Genomic DNA, 22222 nt, shown 5'->3' with positions numbered 1-22222 from the left:
CGGTTACCTTCGGTTTGTGCGGCTATTCTTTGACGTATCCCAACCCAGTACGACTCAAACGACGACATCATACATATCCTCCTTCATGATATAAGCATTAATAATTAAACATCGCTAAAAGCTAAGCTTGTCTTAAATAAAAGTACTAGAAATTGATTTTATTTCTTCAAAACAAATCAACCCGCATATTCCACATAAATTTAGTGGTTATGTCAAATATTAATTATCATTAATTTTATTTATAATGGATATAAAATCAGTTTATAATTTTTAAATAATTTAATTATTAGAAAGCAGTATGACCAGTCCATATTTAACATGGAAATATGAGCTTTGTTTTGCATCATAATATATAAATACATTAAAAATTCATCTACGAACTAAATGCTCTTCAAGAGGTGATATAAATTAGCATTTCGAGACTAAATGAGAATAAAAATAGCGCACCGTATATGGTGCGCTATAGATTTGATTAAGGTCACTGTATAAGCATAGATAAAACTAAACTCATTTGACGTAGCTAGGCCAAGATTGCTTATGGTTTAAGTTTCAATACTTTATCAATATCTTCTGCGCTGTGGCGCTCAGGTAACTGCTCCCATTCTTCACCCCATGAACGGTTCACAATTCGACCACGTTTTACCGCTTCACGCTCATCAATTACTTTTGCCCAACGCACAACGTTTTTGTAGCTTTCTACGTCTAAGAATTCAGCCGCATCGTAAGCACGACCCAACACAAGGTTGCCGTACCATGGCCATGTTGCGATATCAGCGATGCTGTACTCATCGCCACCTAGGAATTCATTGTTCGCAAGACGCTTGTCTAATACATCTAACTGACGTTTTGCTTCCATTGTAAAGCGGTTGATTGGGTACTCGAACTTCTCTGGTGCGTACGCGTAGAAGTGACCAAAACCACCGCCTAGATATGGCGCAGAACCTTGCAGCCAGAATAACCAGTTCATTACCTCAGCACGCTTAGCGCCTTCTTTTGGTAAGAAATGATCAAACTTCTCTGCTAGATAAAACAAGATGTTGCCAGATTCAAACACGTTCACTGGCTCAGAACCCGAACGGTCAACCAATGCCGGAATTTTAGAGTTTGGGTTAACAGCCACAAAGCCAGAGCCAAACTGGTCGCCATCGCCAATCTTAATCAGGTATGCATCGTATTCTGCTGCCGTTACGCCAGCCGCCAAAAGCTCTTCAAACATGATCGTCACTTTCTGACCATTTGGGGTACCCATTGAGTAAAGTTGGAATGGGTGCTCACCAACTGGAAGCTCTTGCTCATGACGTGCGCCAGAATCCGGACGGTTGATGCTCGCCCACTGACCGCCGTTTTCATTATCGTTTGTCCAAACTTTTGGTGGAATGTATTCGTTAGCCATTGTTTTCCCTTATTGTGTTTGAATGCATCTTCAAACTGACGGGTCTTACGCGCCAGCAAGCATTATTAACATCACCTCTTCGCCAACTGCGATTAGGCATACTCAAGATATTAGGTCGAATTCGCTAAATAAAAGTCCTGCAATCTCTTTTAGTTAGAACCTTTGGTTATGGGATTTTCTTTCACGCTATAAGTAAAAACGTCGCGATAATGTGAACTAGGTTCGAGATGCCAATAACGAAGAACAGATCAGATTCAACGGCCCATCCATCATCTCCGTCTGAATCAAACTCGTATCGTGGCAACAACTGATCGAGAAAGCGAACCCGTGTAGGTAATCTGCCAATAGATCCAAACTGTCTTTCTCCACTTGCGGAGACAGTGCCAAAGGCTGAACAATGATTTGATAGCGCTCGGTAAACACTTGAGCAGGGCCATACGATGTCATGCTCAGCATGGTTTGCAATAACCCGTTGTACTCACGCAGCAGTTCAATGTAGCTAATACACAAATTTTTGAGTTCGCCTTGCCAATCTTCATTCACTTTCGGTTGATAAATTTCCTCCACCAGCGATGTGGTCAACGCTTCAAGCAACGCATTCTTGTTTTTGAAGTAGTAATAGATCGCCATAGGATCCACATTTAATTGCGTCGCTAACGAGCGAATACTTGGTACCTTGCTATCCTTTTTCATCAATGACTTAGCTGTATCTAGGATGCTTTCTGCGCTTAACTGCGACTGCTTAGCGGCTGGTCTCCCGCGTTTCTTTTCGTTGACAGACATTTGATCTTCTCGATAAACTCATACTTATTCTACATTGTAGAATTAATTTTAAACCATACTTTAGCTTGGCTCAAGCATCACCATTTTGATGAGGTACTCATGGCAAATATCGTATTTATTGCAACCAGTCTGGACGGTTACATCGCAGATAAGCAGGGCAAACTCGACTGGCTACATTCAGTACCAAATCCAGACAACATTGATACTGGTTTCTTCTCACTGATGGAGCGTATTGATGGCTTGGTAATGGGGCGCAACACCCTAGATGTCGTACTGAGCTTTGATTGCGATTGGCCATACAGCAAACCTGTGTTTGTACTCAGCAATACCATGACAGAAGTGCCACAAGGCTACGAAGACAAAGTCTTTCTAGTAAAAGGCGAGCAAAAAGATGTGCTTGCGGAGCTAAACGCAAAAGGCTTTAACGATCTTTACATCGACGGCGGAGTGACGATTCAGAACTTCCTGAAAGAAGATCTTATCGATGAAATGGTGATCACGCGCTTCCCTATCCTACTTGGCGGCGGCGCACCTCTATTTGGGGATTTAGAACAACCGCTAAACTTCAAAGTCACCAAGAATGAAGTTGTTCTGGATACCTTAGTTCAAACAACTTACGTGCGTGATAGGCAGTTAAGTTAGATAGTTAGAAAGAAAAACGCCCTTCACTAAATCAATGAAGGGCGTTTTAATGTATTCGAAACCGTTACTTAGCTGATTCAAACAAACCAGTTATACCTTTCAAAGGGAAAAGCCTTGCTTGTTCCAACCCTATCAACGTTACTTTACTAAGGTCATCAATAAAGAAACGACTGGTCATCGTGTGTTTGCCACCATTAATGAAAATCTCGATGACAGAATTGTCGATATATATATCAATCGTCTGCTTAGCGTCCAATCTTGGTGCTTTTCGAATGCTACCAAATTCTTCTGCGTACAAATGAGACATGTGACGACGGTCCAGCATAAACTCGTGCTCTGTCGCACTAAAGACGATGTTGTCACCTTTGAGGTTACTCAGCTCAAGTTCAAAGCCATCGCCCTCAAGGTCTAATTGGATCAAACAACTTGTGCTTTCCAGTGTATGGGATTGTGCAAAGACCACCTCTTCTTTTCTTAAACTCTTCAGCTCAGGGAGCGGAGCTTGAACAAGAAAACCATCTTTCAACGTTAGTTCTCTAGGAAGAGACAACATTCCTGCCCACTGGTGTGTGACCGATGGTGTGTCGATTTCTGGCAACCCTATCCATGCAATAAGAATGCGACGCCCATTCTCATCTAAATAGGTTTGTGGGGCGTAGAAATCAAACCCATAATCTGGCTGCAAAATATCTTGGTGGTTTTCTAAAATCATCGACTCTAGGTTCAACTGATCACCCACGATATACGCAGCAGAATAGATGTTTTTGAAATCATAAGGATTATTACTGCTCACGCCCTGTGGAGAAAACAGCATCACCGATTGACCATTAATCTCAAAGAAATCAGGACACTCCCACATGTACCCAAGGTCAGAAAACTTGGTCTTGATAGGACCTTTATGCTGCCACGTTTTCAAATCTTTGCTTTGATAGAGCGCCATTGAACCATGCTCAGTTTTGGTTTGAGCACCCACCACCATCAAATAGTCGTCGCCTTTCTTCCAAACTTTTGGATCACGAAAGTGCTCCGTGTAATGTTCGTTCTCAATGACCACACCATGCTTTTCAATGTTGCCATCTGAATCCATGGTGGCAAAGCACTGTGCTGGAATTCGATTCCAGTTTTGGTCACGCTTATTACCAGTAAAAAACAGCAAAGCCTTGTTGTTTTCCACCAAAGCACCGCCCGAATAGACACCATGTGAATCGTAGTCTTGGTCGGGATGAAGACCCACACCATGATCAGTAAAATGGATGAAGTCTTTAGTAGAAAGGTGGTACCAATACTTCATTCCATGGACTGGTCCCACAGGCGTCCACTGGTAAAAGATGTGGTGCTCACCATTGAAATAGCACAACCCATTTGGGTCATTTAACAGCCCAAATCTAGGGGCGATATGAAAACTAGGAAAGCCTTTATCTTGCTGACGTGAAAGTGTCATTTCTTCGATATCACACTGAGGGATTTGCTCAAGTCGGCGATATCTTTGCTCTACAGTCCAACGGTTGTTTAAGCTCATAATTTTTCTCAACTGAAATTGGATCTGGAGATCATTGCCCAATAAATTGCAGCAATTCTGTCTGGGTCGGAAGCGCGGTCATTGCGCCTTTTTGCGTCGTCGCTAATGCACCACAGCCATTTGCCCATTGAATCGCAGAGCTAACAACAGGATGATTTTTCCAATCGTCATACCTAGACAGGCATGCCAGTAGCCCTCCGACAAAAGCATCACCCGCACCTGTGGTATCAATCGGACTAACGACTTGACCTGTGATCAGTTCACTCTGACTTTCAAAGACGCGCCAAACACCTTTCGCACCTTGTGTCACCAAGACCAAAGCAATATTCAAAGCGGCTATTTGTTGTAAACCTTGCGCCATCGATGTTGAGTCAGTTAAGAACAAAAGCTCTTCTTCAGAGAACTTAACCACATCGGCCATCGCTACAGCCTTCATCACGACAGCTTGGATTTCTGATTGATCTTGCCACACTTCATCACGCAAGTTAGGGTCAAAGCTAATGAAACCACCAGCGGCTTTTACTCTTTTGATCGCCTCAAATGTGCTGCTTCGACTTGGCTCATTTGCCAGTGAAATCGAGCAGACATGCAGCCAATCACCTTGCTTAAAGTTAGGGATGTCTTCAACAGACATAAACTGATCAGCGCTCGGTTTTACCATAAACGTAAAGCTGCGCTCACCTTGCTCGTCTAAATCCACCACCACTGTTGATGTTCTTTGCTCAGGATCTTTAACGAGAAACTCCGTGCTCACGCCCTCTTGATCGAGCGTTGATTGCATGAATCGACCAAATGGGTCATCACCTACACGTCCAAAAAACGCACTCTTACCAGATAGACGAGCAATAGCTACGGCGACATTCGCTGGTGCACCACCGGGACATTTGAGTAAAGAAGTCTCAGATTCCGGTATTAGATCGACAACAGCATCACCAGTTACCCACACTTGATTCATCTTGCTTACCTTGAAATTAAAGCCCTGATAGTCCAACGTGTTGAACACCTTCACTACCAAGTAAAAATTGAAAAAGGCTAGCCAAGCCATTAGTGCTTGGCTAGCACCCCAAACATTTAGGAAAAGAAGTGGATTTTGGGGGACTCCACCCCTAAGGAGTTCAGATTAAGCCGCTGCTTTTCTACCGACTTTAGCGCGGTCACGCATACCAAGAACAATGGTGAGAACAAATGCGGTCAAGAACGCGATCACCATACCCGCGATGTAGTACCCAATCTTCTCTGGCGTAATGGAAATGATGCCTGGAAGACCAGCTGCGCCCAATGCCTGAGCTTTCACATTAAACATTGTGATGAACGCACTTGATAACGCCGCAGCGCAAACTGCCGCAATAAATGGGTAACGTAGTTTTAAGTTAACACCAAACATAGCCGGTTCTGTAATACCCAGCAAACCCGTAACACCAGATGGAATCGCAATACCTTTCATCTTCTTATCTTTGCTCATCACGCCCACCGCCAACGCTGCCGCTCCTTGAGAAACGTTAGACATCGCCGCAATAGGAAAGATAAAGGTGCCGCCCGTCGTCGCAATATCCGCAAGAAGTTGAGTTTCAATCGCAATGAAGCTGTGATGCATACCAGTAATAACAAACGGAGCATAAATAAGACCAAATACCGCACCACCAACAAAGCCAGCAGTGTTGTATAGCCAGTTCAGACCATCACCCAATAGGAAACCAATATCACGCGTGAACGGACCGACGACAGTAAACGTCAGCAAACCCGCTATGAAAATCGCCAGTAATGGCGTTAAAAGGTTGTCTAAAACAGAAGGTATGACTTTACGTAAGCCTAGCTCAACCTTCGCAAGAATGAATGCCGATACCAAAACCGGTAACACCGAACCTTGGTAGCCCACTTTTTGGATTTCAAAGCCAAGAATATTCCAAACCGGAATGTTGCCAGACACAGATGCGCCGCCGAATCCCCAACCATTCAGCAAGTCAGGGTGAACCATCAACATACCTAGCGCCGCCCCTAAATATGGGTTACCGCCAAACTTCTTACTGGCTGAAAATGCCAGCAGAATAGGCAGGTAAACAAACGGCGCGTTCGCAAACGTGTTGATCATGTTCGCCAAGTCTGTCAGTCCTGGGTTGGCATCAATCAAAGATTTGCCATCAATGAACAAGCCTTGAGCAGTCAATAGGTTATAGATACCCATCAACAAACCACCAGCGACGATTGCTGGAATGATTGGAACGAAAATATCAGACAGCCCTTTCACCGCGCGCTGAACAATGTTTTGTTTCTCTGCGCCAGCAGACGCAACGTCGTTGGTGGACATTTCACTCATCCCCGTCAACTTCGCCATTTCTGCATAAACTTGGTTTACGATGCCAGATCCAAAAATGATTTGGTACTGACCCGCAACTTTGAACTGCCCTTTTACTCCTTCAAGGCTATCAATCGCTTGTTCATCTATTTTTTGCTCATCTGCAACGGCAAGGCGTAAGCGTGTCGCACAATGCGCAAGTGCGGTGATGTTGCTTTTACCACCTAATAGAGTTAACAACTCTTTTGCTACTGCCGGATAATTCATTTCATACCCCATTGGATTATTATCTGAGCTTGCGAAATTTTCGGGAACGTTTGCAAAACAGATTTTTGCTCAATAAAACCAAATGATCAAAGATAAAGCAGAGAGAATGTGAGAATGATCGTCAAATTCTCTCCCTAAGAGCAGTATAGGAGGTTAGAATCGCTACTTATCAAAGAGCTTTTCATCTTCTCTTTGCAAACAATCCCAAAAACGAAAAACAGAATGGATAGGAACAATGGCGAGTCTGCATGATGTCGCCCGTCTGGCTGGCGTATCAAAATCAACAGTGTCACGGGTTATAAACGATGAATATGGCGTAAAAGAAGCGACAAAACTGAAAGTCCGCCAAGCAGTAGCGGAGTGTGGCTATGTGCCAAACCAAGTCGCTAAAGATCTAAAATCTCAAAAGACCAATCTGGTTGGTGTCATTGTTCCTCGGGTTTCCTCTCATGCCACATCCCAAGGTGTCGATGGATTAACCGATGTCCTTGAAAAAGCAGGGAAACATGTCTTACTTGCTAGCACTCACCAAGCCCACGAAAAAGAACTGGAATACATTCAGATCTTTAACCAAAAACGGGTTGAAGGGATCATTCTTTACGCCACCCACCTCGATTCCAAGCTGGTAAAAGCAATTCAAAACTCAGCCGTTCCAGTTGTGCTCGTCGGTCAAGATGGTTCCATGTTTAATATTCCAAGCATCATTCATGATGACGCACGAGTAGGGTTTGAAGCGGGAAATAGACTGGTTGCAAAAGGTTGCCAAACCATGGGTTTTATTGGCGTGCAAGGTGACGATATCGCGGTAGATAAGCAACGCTCTGAAGGATTTGTTCAAGCGCTGCAACACCATGGTTTTGAGATCGCCTTCCATGCTCGTGGTGACTTTACCATCGATTCTGGCTATTCATTGGCAAAACAACACTTAACAAAGAACCCTAAGCTAGATGGCTTGTTCTGTGCGACAGACCGTATTGCTATCGGTGCGATGAGAGCGATTCAAGAGCTCGGGTTAACACCGGGTAAAGACGTTTTAGTGCTAGGAGTTGGTGATGATGAGCTCGCATCAGTGTGTACCCCAACCTTATCAACATTTAACTATGCATTTGATAAAGCGGGTGAAAATGGTGCGAAACTGCTACTAGATAGAATTGCCAACAGAAGTTTTGAAATGAGTAAGATGGTACTAACCTTCAAAACAATTGAGCGTCAGTCCTGTTAATGAAAAAGCGCCAACTGATTTCAGTTGGCGCTTTTCTTATTACTCTTTGTCGGTTAGATCCCTTTAGAACCAAGTTTCCATTTGCAGTGCAAACAGAACTTCACCACCATCACCCATCGTTGCAGCACCCGCATCCTGGCTAATCGAGTAGCCATTCAAGTCTTCGCTCCAATCAACGTAGCTAACTGCAAAACGTAGCTCCGGACGGTCAAAGAAACCTGCAGCGGTAGACATCTTAAGCGTTGGTGCGATTGTCGCTTTGTAAAAACTGCCACTTGCTTTATCAATCGCATTGTCTAGGTCCATGTATTGGTATGAGCCTTCATAAACCATCTCAAAGTTCTGCGTAAACTCTTGCGCTAAGCGGATGTTGAACGATGCCCACGTAAATTCATCATTTTTAGCAAAGCGATCTTGGCTGTGTTCTGCTAGCAACGCAGGTGCTACACGCCAGTTGTCGCCGATGCGTGTTACACCATAGCTGAACAAGCGTACGGCTTTTGCGTCTTCTAACAAATCTCCGTTTGAACCGATGCCTTTAAGTTCCGCACCCAGTCCATCACCCATCAAAATACCGGTTTTAGAGAAGCCTTCACTCATGCCAAAGAAGGTATCGCCATGGTAAGCAAACATCGCATGTAAACCTTTGTCCGCTGCGCCTTCTACGCGATCATTGTTATCAGCTGACGTCATGCCGCTCAGCATCAATTGCCAATTACCGAAGCGGTTGTTCATTGTCGCGATATAGTTTTCAACATCCGTTGACGAGCTATCAATCTCACCAAAATCACGACCATAGATCGAGAAGTTTGCTTTCCATGATTCGCTCATTTGGACGTCATACACACCAGCACCAGTGCCAGATAAGAAAACAATATCCGAGTCAAAGAAGTGAATGTCAAAGTTATCACGGTCAAATCGTTTACCAGCCCAAAACGTCGCGTCAGCAAACGCACTTGATTCAGAGAACATGCTCAACTTGTTTAGCTCAGCATATACCTGACGAACGTTTAATTGACTCTCACTCGCTGTCCATTCGTTATTGGTTTCCGTACTATCTGCCAACATGATTCGGAACAATGCGCTGGAACCATCATCTGCAAAGCGTTTGTGAATAAGGTTTGCTTCCACATAATGATCATCCTCAACCCCTAATCGTCCAATTGGCGCGCCAATAGCACCAGCTGCCGTCATGTAAGGACCAGTACCCACTGCACCATTCAGATCATCATTAATGAGCAGCCCGGAACGAGCGTAGCCATGAAACTCAAAGCTTGAGGCTTTCTCATTTGCTTCTGTGGATGCTTTTTCTGTCTGCTCAAGTCTCTGTTCTAATTCATTAATTCGCTTTTCAAGAGCGTCAACATCTGTTGCTGCGAATACAGGTGCAGTAACCAGTCCAAGCGCTACTGCCATCGTCAAAGTGTGTAGTTTCATTTCCATAGTCTCACGTAAATTTATACTTAGGCATATTGCAAACGTTCCCAGGAAAAATCGCAAACTTATGGTGACTTTAAATGTCCATCTAAAGCCTGAATTTCAGAGCGCTCGTACTCAGAGCGTCTCTACTAATTATATCAATGAGGGCGATAATATATAAACTTTTCGGGAACGTTACCGCAAAGAGGTGATTTTGTTACTTCTATCACGTTCAATTGTGTTACTTACAGAAAAATCATTAACCAGCGCACATTTGAATTAATTGTTAGCGCTAGAGGAAGTAGTTTGAAGGTGACAGGCTACAAAGAAGGGGTTTAGTGTTCATTTGAGAGAATAGTGCTCACTCGCTTCCCTATGCTACTTGATGGTAACTCATCTCTATTTATTGATGAAAAGTAGCAGCTAAGGTTGAACGTAACTAAGAGCGAAGCGGATCTCGATACCTCATTTCAAACAACTTGAAAGGCTGTTAAGACGAGATAAACGACCTTCATTTTCTGTGAAGAGCGCTTTGTTGTTCTAATTCAAGCTAACGAAACACTTTTTTGGACAGAAGTACGTTAGAATACATACCCTAAAGTAGTCATAGATTTATTCAACCACTGCCTGAAAATGAGCCAGCCGCTCCCATTAATCAGAATGATAAAATGCCCAATAGAGATACATGAAAAAGCCAACTGTAATCACAGTTGGCTCAGTATTTCCCCTTGAACTTTTAAGCCTTATATTGACTAGAGCGTTAGTTCGGAAAGTGTTTATTTAAGAAGTCCAAAACATGAGTAACGTACTTCTCGGTATCAAAGACAGGTGCACTGTGTCCTACACCTTCTTCAATGAAAAGTTGGTTGGTAACTCCATGCTCATCAAGCTTAGCCTTAAGTATCTCACTTTGAGATAGAGGCACTCGCTTATCCAAGGTGCCGTGTAACTGTATATATGGTGGAGTATTTTCATTCACATAACTCGTCGTTGATGCTTTCTTGGCAAGCTTTGGAATATTGTTTGGAATATCTCCTAAGAAACGAGATACAGACGATTTTTTGCTGGTTTTCTTGCCACCTTTATTACTTAACTCAAGTAAATCGGTAGGGCCAAAAAAGCTTACTACGGCTGAGACCTTGTACTTTGGTGGCTCATAGAAATCTACTTGGTTGTATGCCGAGTTAGTCGCACCAATAAAGCCAGCAAGGTGCCCGCCAGCAGAGCGTCCCATTATCACAACATTGTCCGCTTTAATACCGAGCTTTTCAGCATTGTCGTACAAATAGTTCAGTGCATCATTAATGTCTTGTACTGGTTGAGGAAAGATCGCTTCTCCACTTAAACGATAATCAACTGAAGCTAGCGCATAACCTTCATTCAACACAGACTGAAGTAATAATGGGTTCTTTTCTGGGATGGCGTCTTTGCTCCCACGTTTCCATGCACCACCATGTACCCAGACTAATAACGGGTACTGAGTATTTGATTCAACCGAAGGAGTATAAAGATCGAGTTTAATCTCTCTTTCACCTACAGTTTTGAACAAGATATCCTTCTCTACATTGAACTCCCCAGCCAAACAGACAAAGGGCATAAGTAGCAGAGAGGTCATCGCAGACTTAATTTTCGTATTCATTGTTTTGTTATTCGCTTAAAAAAGTAAGTAGATTAGAAAGTCGCTTCAGCAGCTAACCAGTAGCGTCGGCCATCTTCAATGTAGCCAAACTCTTCCTCTGTGATTTGCTCATCGAACAAGTTATAAACCGCTGCCATTAACTTCACATTCTTAGTTACACGCCAGTTCACACCGAGATCCACGTAAGTAATAGAAGGTGCCAACGTTCTTGTGCTATCACTAGTGATGTTGTTTTTCTCTTTGCCTTGATAGTTCATGCGGGCCCATGAAGCAACATCATCACGCACTGCCCAATCACCATTAAGTGAGAAGATATGTTCAGGTGCTTGTACAAGAGGCAAGCCATCATCATCGTCATTAGTGTTCTTTTCACTACGAGTATACGAGTAGGTTGCACTTAGTGTAATTGACTCTGTAATACCCTTAGATACGGAACTTTCTGCACCATAGCTGTTCGCATCATCAATGTTGACGTAAGTGCGGTCGCAACTTCTGCTATCAGTACACGTCGGATCGACAAACTCACTTTCGATCTTGTCTTTGAAGTCGCTGTAAAACAAAGTAATGTTTGCAGAAAGGTCTCGCTCATTAACGTAATACAGTCCCATCTCTGTATTGATGGAGGTTTCTGCTGTTAAGTCTGGATTACCGTAAATAGAACAACGCCCTCTACAGCTCTCTTGAACCCACTCTTCGTCCATTTGTGTCAAACTAGGTGCTCGATAACCCGTAGACACACCACCTTTTAGCGTCCAACTAGGGTCAATAGACCAGACCCCGTAAGCTCTTGGGCTAAATTGCCCGTCAAAGATCTCATTGTCGTCGTAACGTAAACCAAGGGTGAGAGCGAATGTATCCGTGAGATACCACTCGTCCTCAGCAAATACTGCCCATTGCTTGTTTTTAGAGGTCAATGACAGTTTATTATCAGTCAGATCCTTTTGCTCGAAAGATGCGCCCAGTGTTAAGTAGTGAGCATTAAGAGGCAGACCCCATTGCGTATTAATTTGACTATTCTCGACTTCTTTATCTGCACCGATATTTTTTACTGTTTCATTACTGATAAATGAAGAACTTGTACCCCAAGAGTAGTTTCCGTCGTGGCTAAAACCAATAGATTGGCGTTCATATTCTCGTACTGCAACTTGAGACTCTCGCTCCACTGATTTACCTAGAGTGGTCTCTCGCTCTTGGTTATGATTGGTGAACTCCAGAGTAAAAGTGTCATCCGAGGTAGGTGTGAGGTACAAAGAAGCTCGATAGTTGTCGAGTGTCTTACCTGCATAACCACCTTCAATTTCATCTTCTTTTCTTTCCTGATACAGTCCAGTCAAAGAAGTACTCAACAGACCATCAATGACAGGGCCAGCAAGGTAAAGCTGCCCTTGATAGCTATTTCCAGATTTTGAATTTTCTTGAAGCGTCGTTTCTGCACGCAAGCTTCCGTGCCACTCTTGATAATTTTTACGCGTAATAATATTAATCACACCCCCCAAAGCATCAGACCCATAAAGGGTTGACATAGGGCCACGTACAACTTCAATACGTTCAATTGCACTCAACGGGGGAAGCCAGTCTTGTTCAGTAAACGTACTACCATTAGTTTGAGTTTCTCGACCAGACTGCTTCCTGCCATCAACAAGAATGGCCGTATATTGAGCAGGCATACCTCGAATTGAGATATCTTGGCCATCACCACCTCCTGTAACGGTTACCCCAGGTATATCACTTAAAGCATCAGTCAAATCTTTATATGAGCGATTTTCAAGTTGCTCTCGGGTGAGAACACTTATTGTTGCTGGCGCTTCTGTGACATTCTGTTCGTAACCAGAGGCTGTAACCACTACGGTTTCCATTGCTGTTGTATTGATACCAGTCTCAGGTAACTGGTCATTTGCAACAACGACCATAGGTACAGTAATACAAGCAGAAACAACTGATGTAGAAAATAGAGAGTATGTGAAAAGAGGCTTCATATTGAATAGGCTTAAAATGTAATTGCATTTAATAATTATTATCAATTAAACCTGATTATCATAATCACTGACAAGTTAATCACTATCGAGAAAAGAGAATATCACTATCCAATATACGAATAGTTAACCACGAATTACCCGATATAAGCATTTAAGCTAAAGTATCGGTTCCAACATAGAGCTGTTTAAAGATCTCTCGTACCCATTCACACATAGGATCATCGTTAAAGCGTTTGTGCCAATATAGGAAGACTTCTTGAAAGTCCAACTGTAGCTCGGCAGGTACTTCTCGAACGATCAAGCGAGGGTCTTGACAAGCTGCCTCTGCAAAAGGTGTCGGTAGATGAAATATAATCTCAGTCTCCGCAGCGATACTTGGAGCAGAACTAAAGTTATTCAGTTGCACTGGCGCTGATAAACGCTTTTTTTTGTTCGCTAACCCTAGCTCTTGGTATTTATGCTCAAACGACAATCGCTTCTCACCCTGCAAAGAGACTTGTCCAAAGTCAAATTCGGCCAAACGCTCTGGAGTTAGCTCTAAATCGGCCAGTGGATGATAGCGGCTCATAAGCAAACGGAAAGTACGCTTAGCAACAACCATTCGATAGATATTTTGCTCAGAGCTTGGCGGTTGATGAGAGGAAAGTGCGAAATGAACATCTCCAGCCACCAACGCATCAAAATGACGTTTTGGTGCTGAGTCCAAACTGACCTTAAGGTTTGGAGCCTCTTGCCGAATCTTAGCGATAACCTTAGGCATTAAGGTATTAATCTGAGGAAGAAGGCCGTAAACCTTAACGGTGCTTGATACAGTGCTCGGATCAAACGAGTCTCTATGGGCAAGTTTTTCTAAACTGGTAATCACATTATTGATGTCTTGCCTTACTGACTCTGCTTTTGGAGTCAGTTCATAGCCGTATTTCTTGCGCACCAGTAATTCGTCATTAAAGAAAACTCTCATTTTTTGCAGTGCTCGACTTACCGCAGACTGGCTCATATTTAAAGCCATAGCGGTGTTAGATACATGCTTCTCTTCGAGCAAGTGCTTTAAAACAAAGAGCAAATTCAGATCAATTTGAGATAAGTTCACGTCAATACCACCCATCAAGCTTCCAGTAGGTGGTATAGTACATAAATCTCTAGAGTTTGTGGTAAGTGTTTTCGATACTACAAGGCACTATTGAAACACAAGTCTGGTAGCAGGACAGTTTCCGTGCTAACACGAAAAGGGGCAAAAGTGTGTTTCAGTTCTTAAATGGGGAAGTGTTTTCCTCATATACCTCAACCAATACAGCTAGCCTTTCAAGTTTACAAATTAGTCTTATATTTGCTTTATCGAAAGGCATTGAGGTTACTTACCTTGGCGAGATTTTTTAAAGTACTCAATACTGTGTTGTATACGACATTCAACACTTGTACTGTTTCCCTAACGCCAGAGCTATTCATTGACATATCAACAGTTTTTTCTTTTACATCTGGCTTGCGGGCTTCGTAAACGTAATCGAGTTAAAGCTCTTTCGACACTCGATACATCTGGAACGAGGAGAGCCAGAATGCCCTTTTCCATGTTCACGAACGGGCTCTGTTTTATTACAGAAACGATATTGAACTTGGATAGTAACCATGAGTTAAAAACATCAGAAATCAGGTGGCTATATTAACATCTATCAACCGATTTGAGTTATGACCAATAAAAGGATAGTTAGGTTTTTATTGCGTAAATTATCGGTAAGATGAAGTCATATAACAGGCAATATTTCAGGTGTGTAGAATTATTCTATTTTAGGGATTTTGCTCTAAGTCTAAATGAATCTTTGCATTTCAATTTCAATAAAGCTTGGTTATTGATCATGTTTCTGAGTATGCGAATTATTATCAGTTATGCATATGATTGCTCATTGTCTAGTTTGACTTGTGTAACGTCACTTCAGCACGCACTACGCTGATTGTCTGTGTTTTCGTGTTGACAGTTTGGTACTAGGTAAAAATCAACAAGACTATGATTTCGAGGAACATTTTATGTTAAAGAAACTACTAAGTTGTTGTATCACCTCCGCACTCTGTTTTCATTCTTCTCTCGCTTTTTCGCAACCCAATGAGATTGCGGACAGTGCAGAGTTACAACAAGCTCCGGACATATTACCAGCCACATTAATGCTCGCACCGGACGAGATCGCCATTGCAGATCGCTACATAGTGGTATTTCAACAACCGCAAATGATGGCGAGCAACTCAACGGAATTCGAGCAATTCACGCAACAATCCGTAGACCGCATGTCTGGTTTGTATTCGGTAAAAGTGGAGTCGGTTTTTGACCACTCGATAAGTGGATTTGTCGCTAACTTGAGTCCTGAGCAACTAAAAGATCTGCGTTCTGATCCTCGTGTGGACTACATTGAGCAAGACAGAATCCTATCGCTTGACCCAATAGTCTCGGCAGACGCAAATCAAACCAATGCCATTTGGGGACTAGACCGAATCGACCAACGAAACTTGCCACTCGATAACAACTACAGTGCCAACTTTGATGGGACTGGGGTAACGGCTTATGTCATCGATACTGGTGTGAATAACGCGCATGTTGAGTTCGGTGGTCGCTCAGTTTCAGGGTATGACTTTGTCGATAACGATGCAGATGCAAGTGACTGTAATGGACACGGCACACACGTAGCGGGCACCATTGGCGGCAGCTTGTATGGTGTTGCGAAAAACGTCAACCTTGTCGGCGTGAGAGTATTGAGCTGTACCGGATCGGGTTCTACTTCTGGTGTTATTGCCGGTGTGGACTGGGTGGCTGCGAACGCTTCCGGACCTTCAGTCGCCAACATGAGTTTAGGCGGCGGTCAATCCGTCGCTCTGGATAGTGCGGTGCAAAGTGCGGTTCAGTCAGGTGTCAGCTTTATGCTAGCAGCAGGTAACTCCAACGCCGATGCGTGTAACTATTCTCCAGCACGCGTTGCTTCCGGAGTAACTGTCGGATCGACCACTAGCACGGATGCACGTTCGAGTTTTTCAAACTGGGGCAGTTGTGTGGATGTATTTGCGCCAGGTTCACAAATCAAATCTGCATGGTATGACGGTGGCTACAAAACCATTAGTGGCACTTCGATGGCGACGCCACATGTGGCGGGTGTAGCAGCATTGTATCTTCAAGAAAACAGTTCACTGTCTCCAAGCCAAGTAGAGGCCTTGATCGTTAGCCGCGCAACTAGCGGAAAAGTGACGGACACAAGAGGCAGCGTGAACAAGCTACTTTATAGCTTAACGGATGCAGATTGTGGCCAAGACTGCGGTGGCCCAGACCCAACACCGGACCCAGAAGGCAAATTAACCTCGGGCGTGCCAGTAAGTGGTTTAAGTGGTTCAACTGGTCAAGTAGCGTATTACTATGTTGATGTAGAAGCTGGGCAGCGCTTAACCGTACAAATGTATGGTGGCAGTGGCGATGCGGATTTGTATCTCCGTTTTGGAGCAAAACCAGCACTGAATGCATGGGACTGCCGACCTTTCAAATACGGTAACAATGAAACATGTACGGTCAGTGCGACGCAAAGTGGACGTTATCACGTCATGATTCAAGGTTACTCAAACTATAGCGGTGTCAGCATTCAAGCGAGCTACTAGTTATTTTTCTCGTTATTAGAAGAGAACAAAGCCCGCTTTTCGGTGGGCTTTTCTTTTGGGAATACTGTGCTTTAGGGAATGCAGTGTTTAAGAGGAGACGCTATTCAAACGTATTGGCCTTTTGCTTCAAAAACTCAACTCGAAGCGGCATCGAAGCTTTCTATTAGTAGTTAGTAGTACTCACATAAGTCGGGTTCCTCAAACAAAAACGCCCTTCATATAAGTAAAGGGCGTTTGTTATTTGAGGTTTTGATTAGCGAGCTATAACACCAGCCCACCGTCAATCTTGAGCACTTGGCCTGTGATGTAGGCGCTCTTATCTGAGGTTAGGAAAGAGACGCCATTGGCAATATCTTGAACTGAGCCCATGCGCCCTAATGGGGTTTTGCCTTCCATCATTTGAATGACTTTCTCTGGCAGGTTCTTGGTCATGTCGGTGGCGATAAAGCCTGGCGCGACACAGTTGACGCGTATCTGTGCACCCTTTCTTGAAAGTTCTTTCGCCCAGCCTTTGCTCATTGAGATGACGCCGCCTTTACTTGCGCCGTAGTTGCTCTGGCCGATATTACCATCCGTTCCCACTATAGAAGAAATGCTAACAATACTGCCTGTGCCCTGCTCTAGCATGACAGGAGCAACACGTTGGGTGAGTAAGAACACCGCTTTTAGGTTCACGTCGATCACGCTGTCCCAGTCTTGCTCTAACATATCTGGCAACAATGCATCTCGAGTGATGCCCGCGTTGTTAACCAGAGCATCGATTCTTCCGTGCTGCTCTACAACACTTTCTACTACTTCACTTACGGCTTCGGCATCACACAAGTTGACTTGATAACTGCTTAGCTGCGCCGACTGACTCCATTCCACGGGCGATATGTCTAGCCCGATTACGTGGAATCCATCCTCCAGTAATTGCTCACAAATCGCTTGGCCAATACCACGAGCCGCACCAGTGACTACTGCTACTTTTTCCGGTTTCATCTTGGTCTTCCTTAAATGTTGAGATTACAAATTCGCTTGTATCCCTAGCGTTTTTTGTTTTTATGCCTAGTCGCGTTACAGCTGCGCTTCTCATACGCAGGGTCTTTTATATCTTATAAAAACTATAGAAACAGTCTGGGAGTCGAATGTGAACTAATCAAGGCAACTTGATGACTATGGCAAGATCAACGTAAGAAAGTGTGTTGGAAGGCGCAAAGTTACACGATTGGAGGACTTGGATAGAAAAGTATTGGTCTGATTAATCAAATACTACTTCATCAGACCAATATTACTTGTCTCTTAATCTCTTACAAAAGCTGGTTTTGTTATTTTCACCAGAAAAGGCTGAAGCAAGAGATTAAACAACATGCCAGCAATAAACAGGGTGATCACAATACTCGCACCACTCGGTAAGTCATAGCGAGCCGATGCGGCAATACCCGATAAGATCCCAACAATACCAATGCTGATACTAGCGACAAAGAATCGAGTTCCCTTCAATGCTGCCGCACATAAAGCTGGAATAACCAACAAAGCAAATTCTAAATAAATGCCGGTTAACTTGACCGTAATGGGCATCAGGATTGCAAAGATCAGATAAAAACCACTACCGCGCATAAACGCAGGTTTTAACCAAACCAATAGCAACATCGCAGCGGTAATGAGTGCCAGAGGCCAAACGTCTGCCCAAGTCGCCCATAACAATTGCCCATTAAGAATGCCTTGAATAAAGTCTCCGCCGTGTGGGTCTTTACTCACCAGCAGGATCGCCAGCGATGCAGACACGACAAACAAGCTGCCAATCATGGGCTCTAAATGTTGCTGGTATCGTTTCTCCATTAAGGCAATCAAACCGCAAAGCATCAAAGACATCACCCAAGGGCCAATCATTTCGCCAAAGAATGAGCCTGAGAACAGCGCGTATTGGCTCAACCAGTAGTGGCTTAGTGCTGCCCCCAATGCCGCAACTTGCGCCACCGCCAAATCTATAAAGATGATCTGACGATTAAGAACTTGTTGCCCCAAAACGATGTTGCCAACCAACGCAATTAAACCACACAAAACCGCAGGTAAAAGCCATGCATAATCCGCCATACTTAGCTCCTCACAGGAACGGGCGGCACTAACACATCCAGTAAATCATCAATGACCTGATCGTACATCTCATCCAAGCTTTCACCCTCAGAAACGGTCAATGGCAGTTGAATCACAGGTTTGTCAGTATGATCTTGCAACCAGTTCGCTGGACGCTGATCCTGATGAGAGGAGTAAACAATCGCATCAAAACTGTCGGCATTTAACTTGGTGAGTGATTGCAGGTGAGATGTGGTCGGTGAAATGCCCGGTTTAGGTTCGAGATCGGCAATCTGCTTCATTCCGAGCCAATCGTACAAATAACGATACGTCGCGTGATAACCGACAACTTGCTTACCCTTTAAAGCAGCCCCTTTCTCATTCCATTCTTTAAGCTTTTTACGCCAATGAGCACGAAACTTCATACCATTCACTTGGTAACTTTGTGCGTTGTCGGGATCAATCGCTTTTAGGCGCTCCGTGACTTTACGAGATAATGGAATCATGTCATTTGCCGCAAATTGAACATGTGGGTTACCGTGAGCGTGTATATCTCCCATGCTACGGTCAACGTGAGCATGAGTATCTAACATGCGCACGAAGTCCGTCGCGTAGATCATGCTCGGCGCACCATTTTGCACCGCCGCATTGCTGCTACGAACTTGCAGCATAGGTAACCACCCCACCTCTAGCTCTGCGCCCGAACACATTGCCATGTCCGCTTGGCGCATCTTCGCAATCAAAGAAGGACGAGCTTGTACGTAATGTGGGTCTTGCTTAGCCGTTGTCGCTGAATAAATACTGGCATCTGGCGCGTGGCTTTCAAGAAAGGCTTTCCATTCTGGCTCACAAACGAAAATGTTTAGAGCCGAAGCAGGCGAAGCAATGATGGCAGCTCCTGCCGCCATCATCACCAAACTGCATTTATTTAATGTCAGCTTAGAACGCATGAGCACCGTGCGCTCCAAATGTCATCACGTATTGCAGAGTGAACACGTTGTCTGTCTCACTGTCTTGGTTATCAATGCGAGTGTATTGCGCACGGATAGTACCGAAGTGAGAAGAATCCCATGCGATCATCGCATCCATTTCTTTATCATTCAGCTCAGTAAAATGCATGTGGTCGCCATGTGCATGACCATCGTAGCTTTCTGCTTCGCCGTAACGTAGACCTGCTGACCAGCTTGGGTTGAAGCGATAAACACCCGAAACATAGTAAGCGCTTAAGTTGTCTGGTGACTCTGCATCGTTTTTATATTTGCTATCTACCACACCGTCTAACAGCATGTATTCAGCCGATAGCGTGAAGTTGCTGTATTTGTAATTACCGTCTGGTGCCCATTTCCAAACAAAATCAGCACCGTAAAGGTTCGCACCTGTCACTGCTGCGCCATGATGGTGATCGTGCTCATGCTCTTCTTCATGACCGTGGTCGTGATCTTCGAATTCTTTAACCTTGCCGTTTTCGTTACGCAGGTAACTTAAACCAAACTGCCAACTTGAAGATTCGGAGAAGTCACTACCAAGCTTCAGCGTCGTGGTGTACACGCCAACTTCAGAACCATCTTCGACAGAAGACATTTTGCTACCACTGAGCGCTTCTACACCAAGTTTTACATAAAGGTCGGTTGGCAACACGATGTTTGCACGTACACCATCATCGTAGTAGTGCGAGCCAAGGAAAGTACGATAAGCAATTGGACGCTCAACAAAGCTATCGGTGTGCATGTGTTGGTTGTTCAGGTAACCAAAGTCAGATAGGAATCGGCCAGCGCGCACGTTTACACCATATGGCAATGCCAAAGTTTCGATGAATGCCTCTTCAAGCTCTAATTCTGTCTCATCACCATGACTTTCAAGAACCGCGGTCAATGCGCCGTAAAACTTGTCGTCGATATTTGATGAGAAGTTTAATTCCGTATGGCCTAGACCAAAGCCTTCTTCGCGCTCAGAATTATGACGTTGGCCATCTTGGTAGTAGCCATCAACAACAACACCAATCTGTGGGTTCGATAGTGTGTCGGCAAAAACAGGGGATGCAAAAATGCTACCGATCACGAGAGACACCAATTTCTTATTCACTACTATTTCCTTTTTGTTATGTTATAACATTTAATTTTGCGATGTTATAATATAACAATTCTCATTACACAAGCAGAAATTTAAATTAGGCTCCGATTTCATGTTCGTACTCAATCCATGAATTGGGCTATCAACAAATGAATCAATTGATGTTTTTTATACGTATACTAATGAGAATTAGTAATTAAATAAGTAACGGAATTTCAATATGTTGAATATGGATTTTTCAAAAAGAATCGTGATAGATACTGCTCAACAGGAGTGGATCGCCAGCCCTTCCAAAGGTGTGTGGCGCAAACCTTTGGAACGAGAAGCCAAAGAATCAGGGCATACCACCAGCGTCGTTAAGTACGAGCCAAATTCGCAGTTTTCGACTCATCCTCACCCTCAAGGAGAAGAAATATTGGTGCTCGAGGGGGTATTCTCTGACGAATACGGTGACTATCCTGCCGGCACTTACCTTCGTAACCCTCCAGGAAGTCAACACGCACCATTTAGCAAAGAAGGCTGTGTGATTTTAGTTAAACTAAATCAGTTCGAATCTGAGGATCTTGAAACAGTTCGCATTAATACAAACCAAGCGAGCTGGCAGAGTGGTGTCGGTGGGTTGCAAGTCATGCCGCTGCATAATTTTGAGCACGAACATGTCGCATTGGTTAAATGGCCAAAAGGTAAGAAGTTTCAACCACACCGTCACTTTGGTGGTGAAGAAATTTTCGTATTGTCAGGAGAGTTTAGAGACGAGCTAGGTACCTATCCCGCTCTCTCTTGGATTCGAAGCCCACATATGAGTGAGCATTTTCCTTTTGTAGAGCAAGAAACGATCATTTGGGTAAAAACTGGTCACCTGCCGCTCCAAGCTCCTGCTCAGCACTCCTAGTGTTTGCACACTTGGCATCGTCCATTGGAACTAAAATCGGCCCGCAATTTACGAGCCGATGATCATTTCGTCACTAAGAACCCATTATTCGCGAGTGGAGCCAGTCTTTGAGCTCAGCCCGGTTATGTTTTAACACGTTCATTTCGTGATCATCAATCGGGCTTCCTTGAAGTTCTAGTACGCGGATTTCCTTATCTAAAGCATTGTAGTTTTTAACGGTTTCAGCAAATGATGCATCGTTTTCGGTAAGCTGAGTAATGGTATCCAAATGTTCTGGGAATTCATGAGTTAATGAGTGATTTTCACCTAACATAGAGACCTCTTGGCTATTATTTGAGTACAAAATAGTGCCTAATTTTTGAGCACCACATGTATAACCGTAGCATCTAATGAGACGTTAATTCGTCGCACCGTCCACAAAAAGAACA

The 22222-nt window shown here is 43.9% G+C and carries 18 protein-coding genes and 1 pseudogene; 4 read left to right on the top strand and 15 right to left on the bottom strand.

Annotation, left to right across the window (positions count from 1 at the left end):
* Positions 1-535: 535 nt before the first annotated feature.
* Both yghU and R7040_RS11370 read right to left on the bottom strand, forming a co-directional pair.
* Positions 536-1393, bottom strand: a complete 858-nt coding sequence (yghU, locus tag R7040_RS11375; RefSeq protein WP_005373705.1) for a glutathione-dependent disulfide-bond oxidoreductase — start codon at positions 1391-1393, stop codon at positions 536-538.
* Positions 1394-1609: 216 nt separating this feature from the next.
* Positions 1610-2176 carry a TetR/AcrR family transcriptional regulator gene (locus tag R7040_RS11370; protein ID WP_054576133.1) on the bottom strand — a complete coding sequence of 189 codons (567 nt, stop codon included), beginning with the start codon at positions 2174-2176 and terminating at the stop codon, positions 1610-1612.
* Positions 2177-2275: 99 nt separating this feature from the next.
* Here R7040_RS11370 and R7040_RS11365 point away from each other — a divergent pair, with 99 nt between their 5' ends.
* The gene (locus tag R7040_RS11365; protein ID WP_054576134.1) at positions 2276-2818 is read left to right on the top strand and encodes a dihydrofolate reductase family protein; all 543 of its coding nucleotides are present in this window, start codon (positions 2276-2278) and stop codon (positions 2816-2818) included.
* Positions 2819-2882: 64 nt separating this feature from the next.
* Here the strand turns inward: R7040_RS11365 and R7040_RS11360 are convergent, their stop codons facing one another.
* From R7040_RS11360 to R7040_RS11350, 3 genes are all read right to left on the bottom strand, one after another.
* A complete protein-coding gene (locus R7040_RS11360; protein ID WP_064354873.1) occupies positions 2883-4337 on the bottom strand; it encodes a sucrose-6-phosphate hydrolase in 1455 nt (484 codons plus the stop codon).
* A gap of 31 nt (positions 4338-4368) precedes the next feature.
* Positions 4369-5292, bottom strand: a complete 924-nt coding sequence (locus tag R7040_RS11355; RefSeq protein ID WP_054577739.1) for an aminoimidazole riboside kinase — start codon at positions 5290-5292, stop codon at positions 4369-4371.
* A 165-nt stretch (positions 5293-5457) separates the two neighbouring features.
* Positions 5458-6897: a sucrose-specific PTS transporter subunit IIBC gene (locus tag R7040_RS11350; protein WP_025767958.1), complete on the bottom strand. Its 1440-nt coding sequence runs from the start codon at positions 6895-6897 to the stop codon at positions 5458-5460.
* 235 nt (positions 6898-7132) lie between these two features.
* On the opposite strand from R7040_RS11350, the gene R7040_RS11345 reads away from it, so the two are divergent.
* Positions 7133-8119 (top strand): LacI family DNA-binding transcriptional regulator, encoded by a 987-nt coding sequence (locus R7040_RS11345; protein ID WP_005373712.1) that lies wholly within the window; start codon positions 7133-7135, stop codon positions 8117-8119.
* Between the two features lie 63 nt (positions 8120-8182).
* Here the strand turns inward: R7040_RS11345 and R7040_RS11340 are convergent, their stop codons facing one another.
* The 5 genes and pseudogenes from R7040_RS11340 to R7040_RS11320 all read right to left on the bottom strand — a co-directional run.
* Positions 8183-9556, bottom strand: a complete 1374-nt coding sequence (locus R7040_RS11340) for a carbohydrate porin (RefSeq protein ID WP_136976638.1) — start codon at positions 9554-9556, stop codon at positions 8183-8185.
* A gap of 742 nt (positions 9557-10298) precedes the next feature.
* The gene (locus R7040_RS11335; protein ID WP_017819845.1) at positions 10299-11177 is read right to left on the bottom strand and encodes an alpha/beta hydrolase; all 879 of its coding nucleotides are present in this window, start codon (positions 11175-11177) and stop codon (positions 10299-10301) included.
* Positions 11178-11209: 32 nt separating this feature from the next.
* Positions 11210-13153, bottom strand: a complete 1944-nt coding sequence (locus R7040_RS11330) for a TonB-dependent receptor domain-containing protein (RefSeq protein ID WP_033906196.1) — start codon at positions 13151-13153, stop codon at positions 11210-11212.
* Positions 13154-13304: 151 nt separating this feature from the next.
* Positions 13305-14258, bottom strand: coding sequence for a LysR family transcriptional regulator (locus R7040_RS11325; RefSeq protein ID WP_017819843.1), 954 nt, complete (start codon positions 14256-14258; stop codon positions 13305-13307).
* A gap of 196 nt (positions 14259-14454) precedes the next feature.
* Positions 14455-14778: pseudogene (locus R7040_RS11320) on the bottom strand (IS1-like element transposase); the annotation flags it as partial.
* 394 nt (positions 14779-15172) lie between these two features.
* Here R7040_RS11320 and R7040_RS11315 point away from each other — a divergent pair.
* Entirely contained in the window at positions 15173-16777 is a 1605-nt protein-coding gene (locus tag R7040_RS11315; RefSeq protein WP_213906691.1) for a S8 family peptidase, read from the top strand.
* Positions 16778-17038: 261 nt separating this feature from the next.
* Here the strand turns inward: R7040_RS11315 and fabG are convergent, their stop codons facing one another.
* The 4 genes from fabG to R7040_RS11295 form a co-directional block, all read right to left on the bottom strand.
* On the bottom strand, positions 17039-17758 hold the full coding sequence (gene fabG, locus R7040_RS11310) for a 3-oxoacyl-ACP reductase FabG (protein ID WP_017633598.1): 720 nt from the start codon (positions 17756-17758) through the stop codon (positions 17039-17041).
* A gap of 300 nt (positions 17759-18058) precedes the next feature.
* Complete coding sequence (locus R7040_RS11305; RefSeq protein WP_005373725.1) at positions 18059-18853, bottom strand: metal ABC transporter permease; 795 nt, start codon at positions 18851-18853, stop codon at positions 18059-18061.
* A gap of 2 nt (positions 18854-18855) precedes the next feature.
* Complete coding sequence (locus R7040_RS11300; RefSeq protein ID WP_171053562.1) at positions 18856-19782, bottom strand: metal ABC transporter solute-binding protein, Zn/Mn family; 927 nt, start codon at positions 19780-19782, stop codon at positions 18856-18858.
* Positions 19772-20914, bottom strand: coding sequence for a hypothetical protein (locus R7040_RS11295; RefSeq protein WP_017633595.1), 1143 nt, complete (start codon positions 20912-20914; stop codon positions 19772-19774). Before R7040_RS11295 ends, R7040_RS11300 begins: the two co-directional genes overlap by 11 nt.
* A gap of 208 nt (positions 20915-21122) precedes the next feature.
* On the opposite strand from R7040_RS11295, the gene R7040_RS11290 reads away from it, so the two are divergent.
* Complete coding sequence (locus R7040_RS11290) at positions 21123-21794, top strand: cupin domain-containing protein (RefSeq protein WP_025767962.1); 672 nt, start codon at positions 21123-21125, stop codon at positions 21792-21794.
* A 73-nt stretch (positions 21795-21867) separates the two neighbouring features.
* Here the strand turns inward: R7040_RS11290 and R7040_RS11285 are convergent, their stop codons facing one another.
* Positions 21868-22107, bottom strand: coding sequence for a YdcH family protein (locus R7040_RS11285; RefSeq protein WP_005373737.1), 240 nt, complete (start codon positions 22105-22107; stop codon positions 21868-21870).
* Between the last annotated feature and the right edge of the window lie 115 nt (positions 22108-22222).

It is taken from the genome of Vibrio sp. 1069 (assembly GCF_033340555.1).
The sequence above is the reverse complement of the archived record's forward strand: the minus strand, read 5'-3'. Positions and strand labels throughout refer to the sequence as shown.

Coding starts and splice junctions, on each gene's coding strand:
- fabG (WP_017633598.1), bottom strand. CDS start 17,758: ATGAAACCGGAAAAAGTAGCAGTAGTCACTGGTGCGGCTCGTGGTATT.
- R7040_RS11365 (WP_054576134.1), top strand. CDS start 2,276: ATGGCAAATATCGTATTTATTGCAACCAGTCTGGACGGTTACATCGCA.
- R7040_RS11300 (WP_171053562.1), bottom strand. CDS start 19,782: ATGCGTTCTAAGCTGACATTAAATAAATGCAGTTTGGTGATGATGGCG.
- R7040_RS11335 (WP_017819845.1), bottom strand. CDS start 11,177: ATGAATACGAAAATTAAGTCTGCGATGACCTCTCTGCTACTTATGCCC.
- R7040_RS11345 (WP_005373712.1), top strand. CDS start 7,133: ATGGCGAGTCTGCATGATGTCGCCCGTCTGGCTGGCGTATCAAAATCA.
- R7040_RS11330 (WP_033906196.1), bottom strand. CDS start 13,153: ATGAAGCCTCTTTTCACATACTCTCTATTTTCTACATCAGTTGTTTCT.
- R7040_RS11285 (WP_005373737.1), bottom strand. CDS start 22,107: ATGTTAGGTGAAAATCACTCATTAACTCATGAATTCCCAGAACATTTG.
- R7040_RS11350 (WP_025767958.1), bottom strand. CDS start 6,897: ATGAATTATCCGGCAGTAGCAAAAGAGTTGTTAACTCTATTAGGTGGT.
- R7040_RS11340 (WP_136976638.1), bottom strand. CDS start 9,556: ATGAAACTACACACTTTGACGATGGCAGTAGCGCTTGGACTGGTTACT.
- R7040_RS11315 (WP_213906691.1), top strand. CDS start 15,173: ATGTTAAAGAAACTACTAAGTTGTTGTATCACCTCCGCACTCTGTTTT.
- R7040_RS11290 (WP_025767962.1), top strand. CDS start 21,123: ATGTTGAATATGGATTTTTCAAAAAGAATCGTGATAGATACTGCTCAA.
- R7040_RS11370 (WP_054576133.1), bottom strand. CDS start 2,176: ATGTCTGTCAACGAAAAGAAACGCGGGAGACCAGCCGCTAAGCAGTCG.
- R7040_RS11325 (WP_017819843.1), bottom strand. CDS start 14,258: ATGGGTGGTATTGACGTGAACTTATCTCAAATTGATCTGAATTTGCTC.
- R7040_RS11360 (WP_064354873.1), bottom strand. CDS start 4,337: ATGAGCTTAAACAACCGTTGGACTGTAGAGCAAAGATATCGCCGACTT.
- R7040_RS11305 (WP_005373725.1), bottom strand. CDS start 18,853: ATGGCGGATTATGCATGGCTTTTACCTGCGGTTTTGTGTGGTTTAATT.
- yghU (WP_005373705.1), bottom strand. CDS start 1,393: ATGGCTAACGAATACATTCCACCAAAAGTTTGGACAAACGATAATGAA.
- R7040_RS11355 (WP_054577739.1), bottom strand. CDS start 5,292: ATGAATCAAGTGTGGGTAACTGGTGATGCTGTTGTCGATCTAATACCG.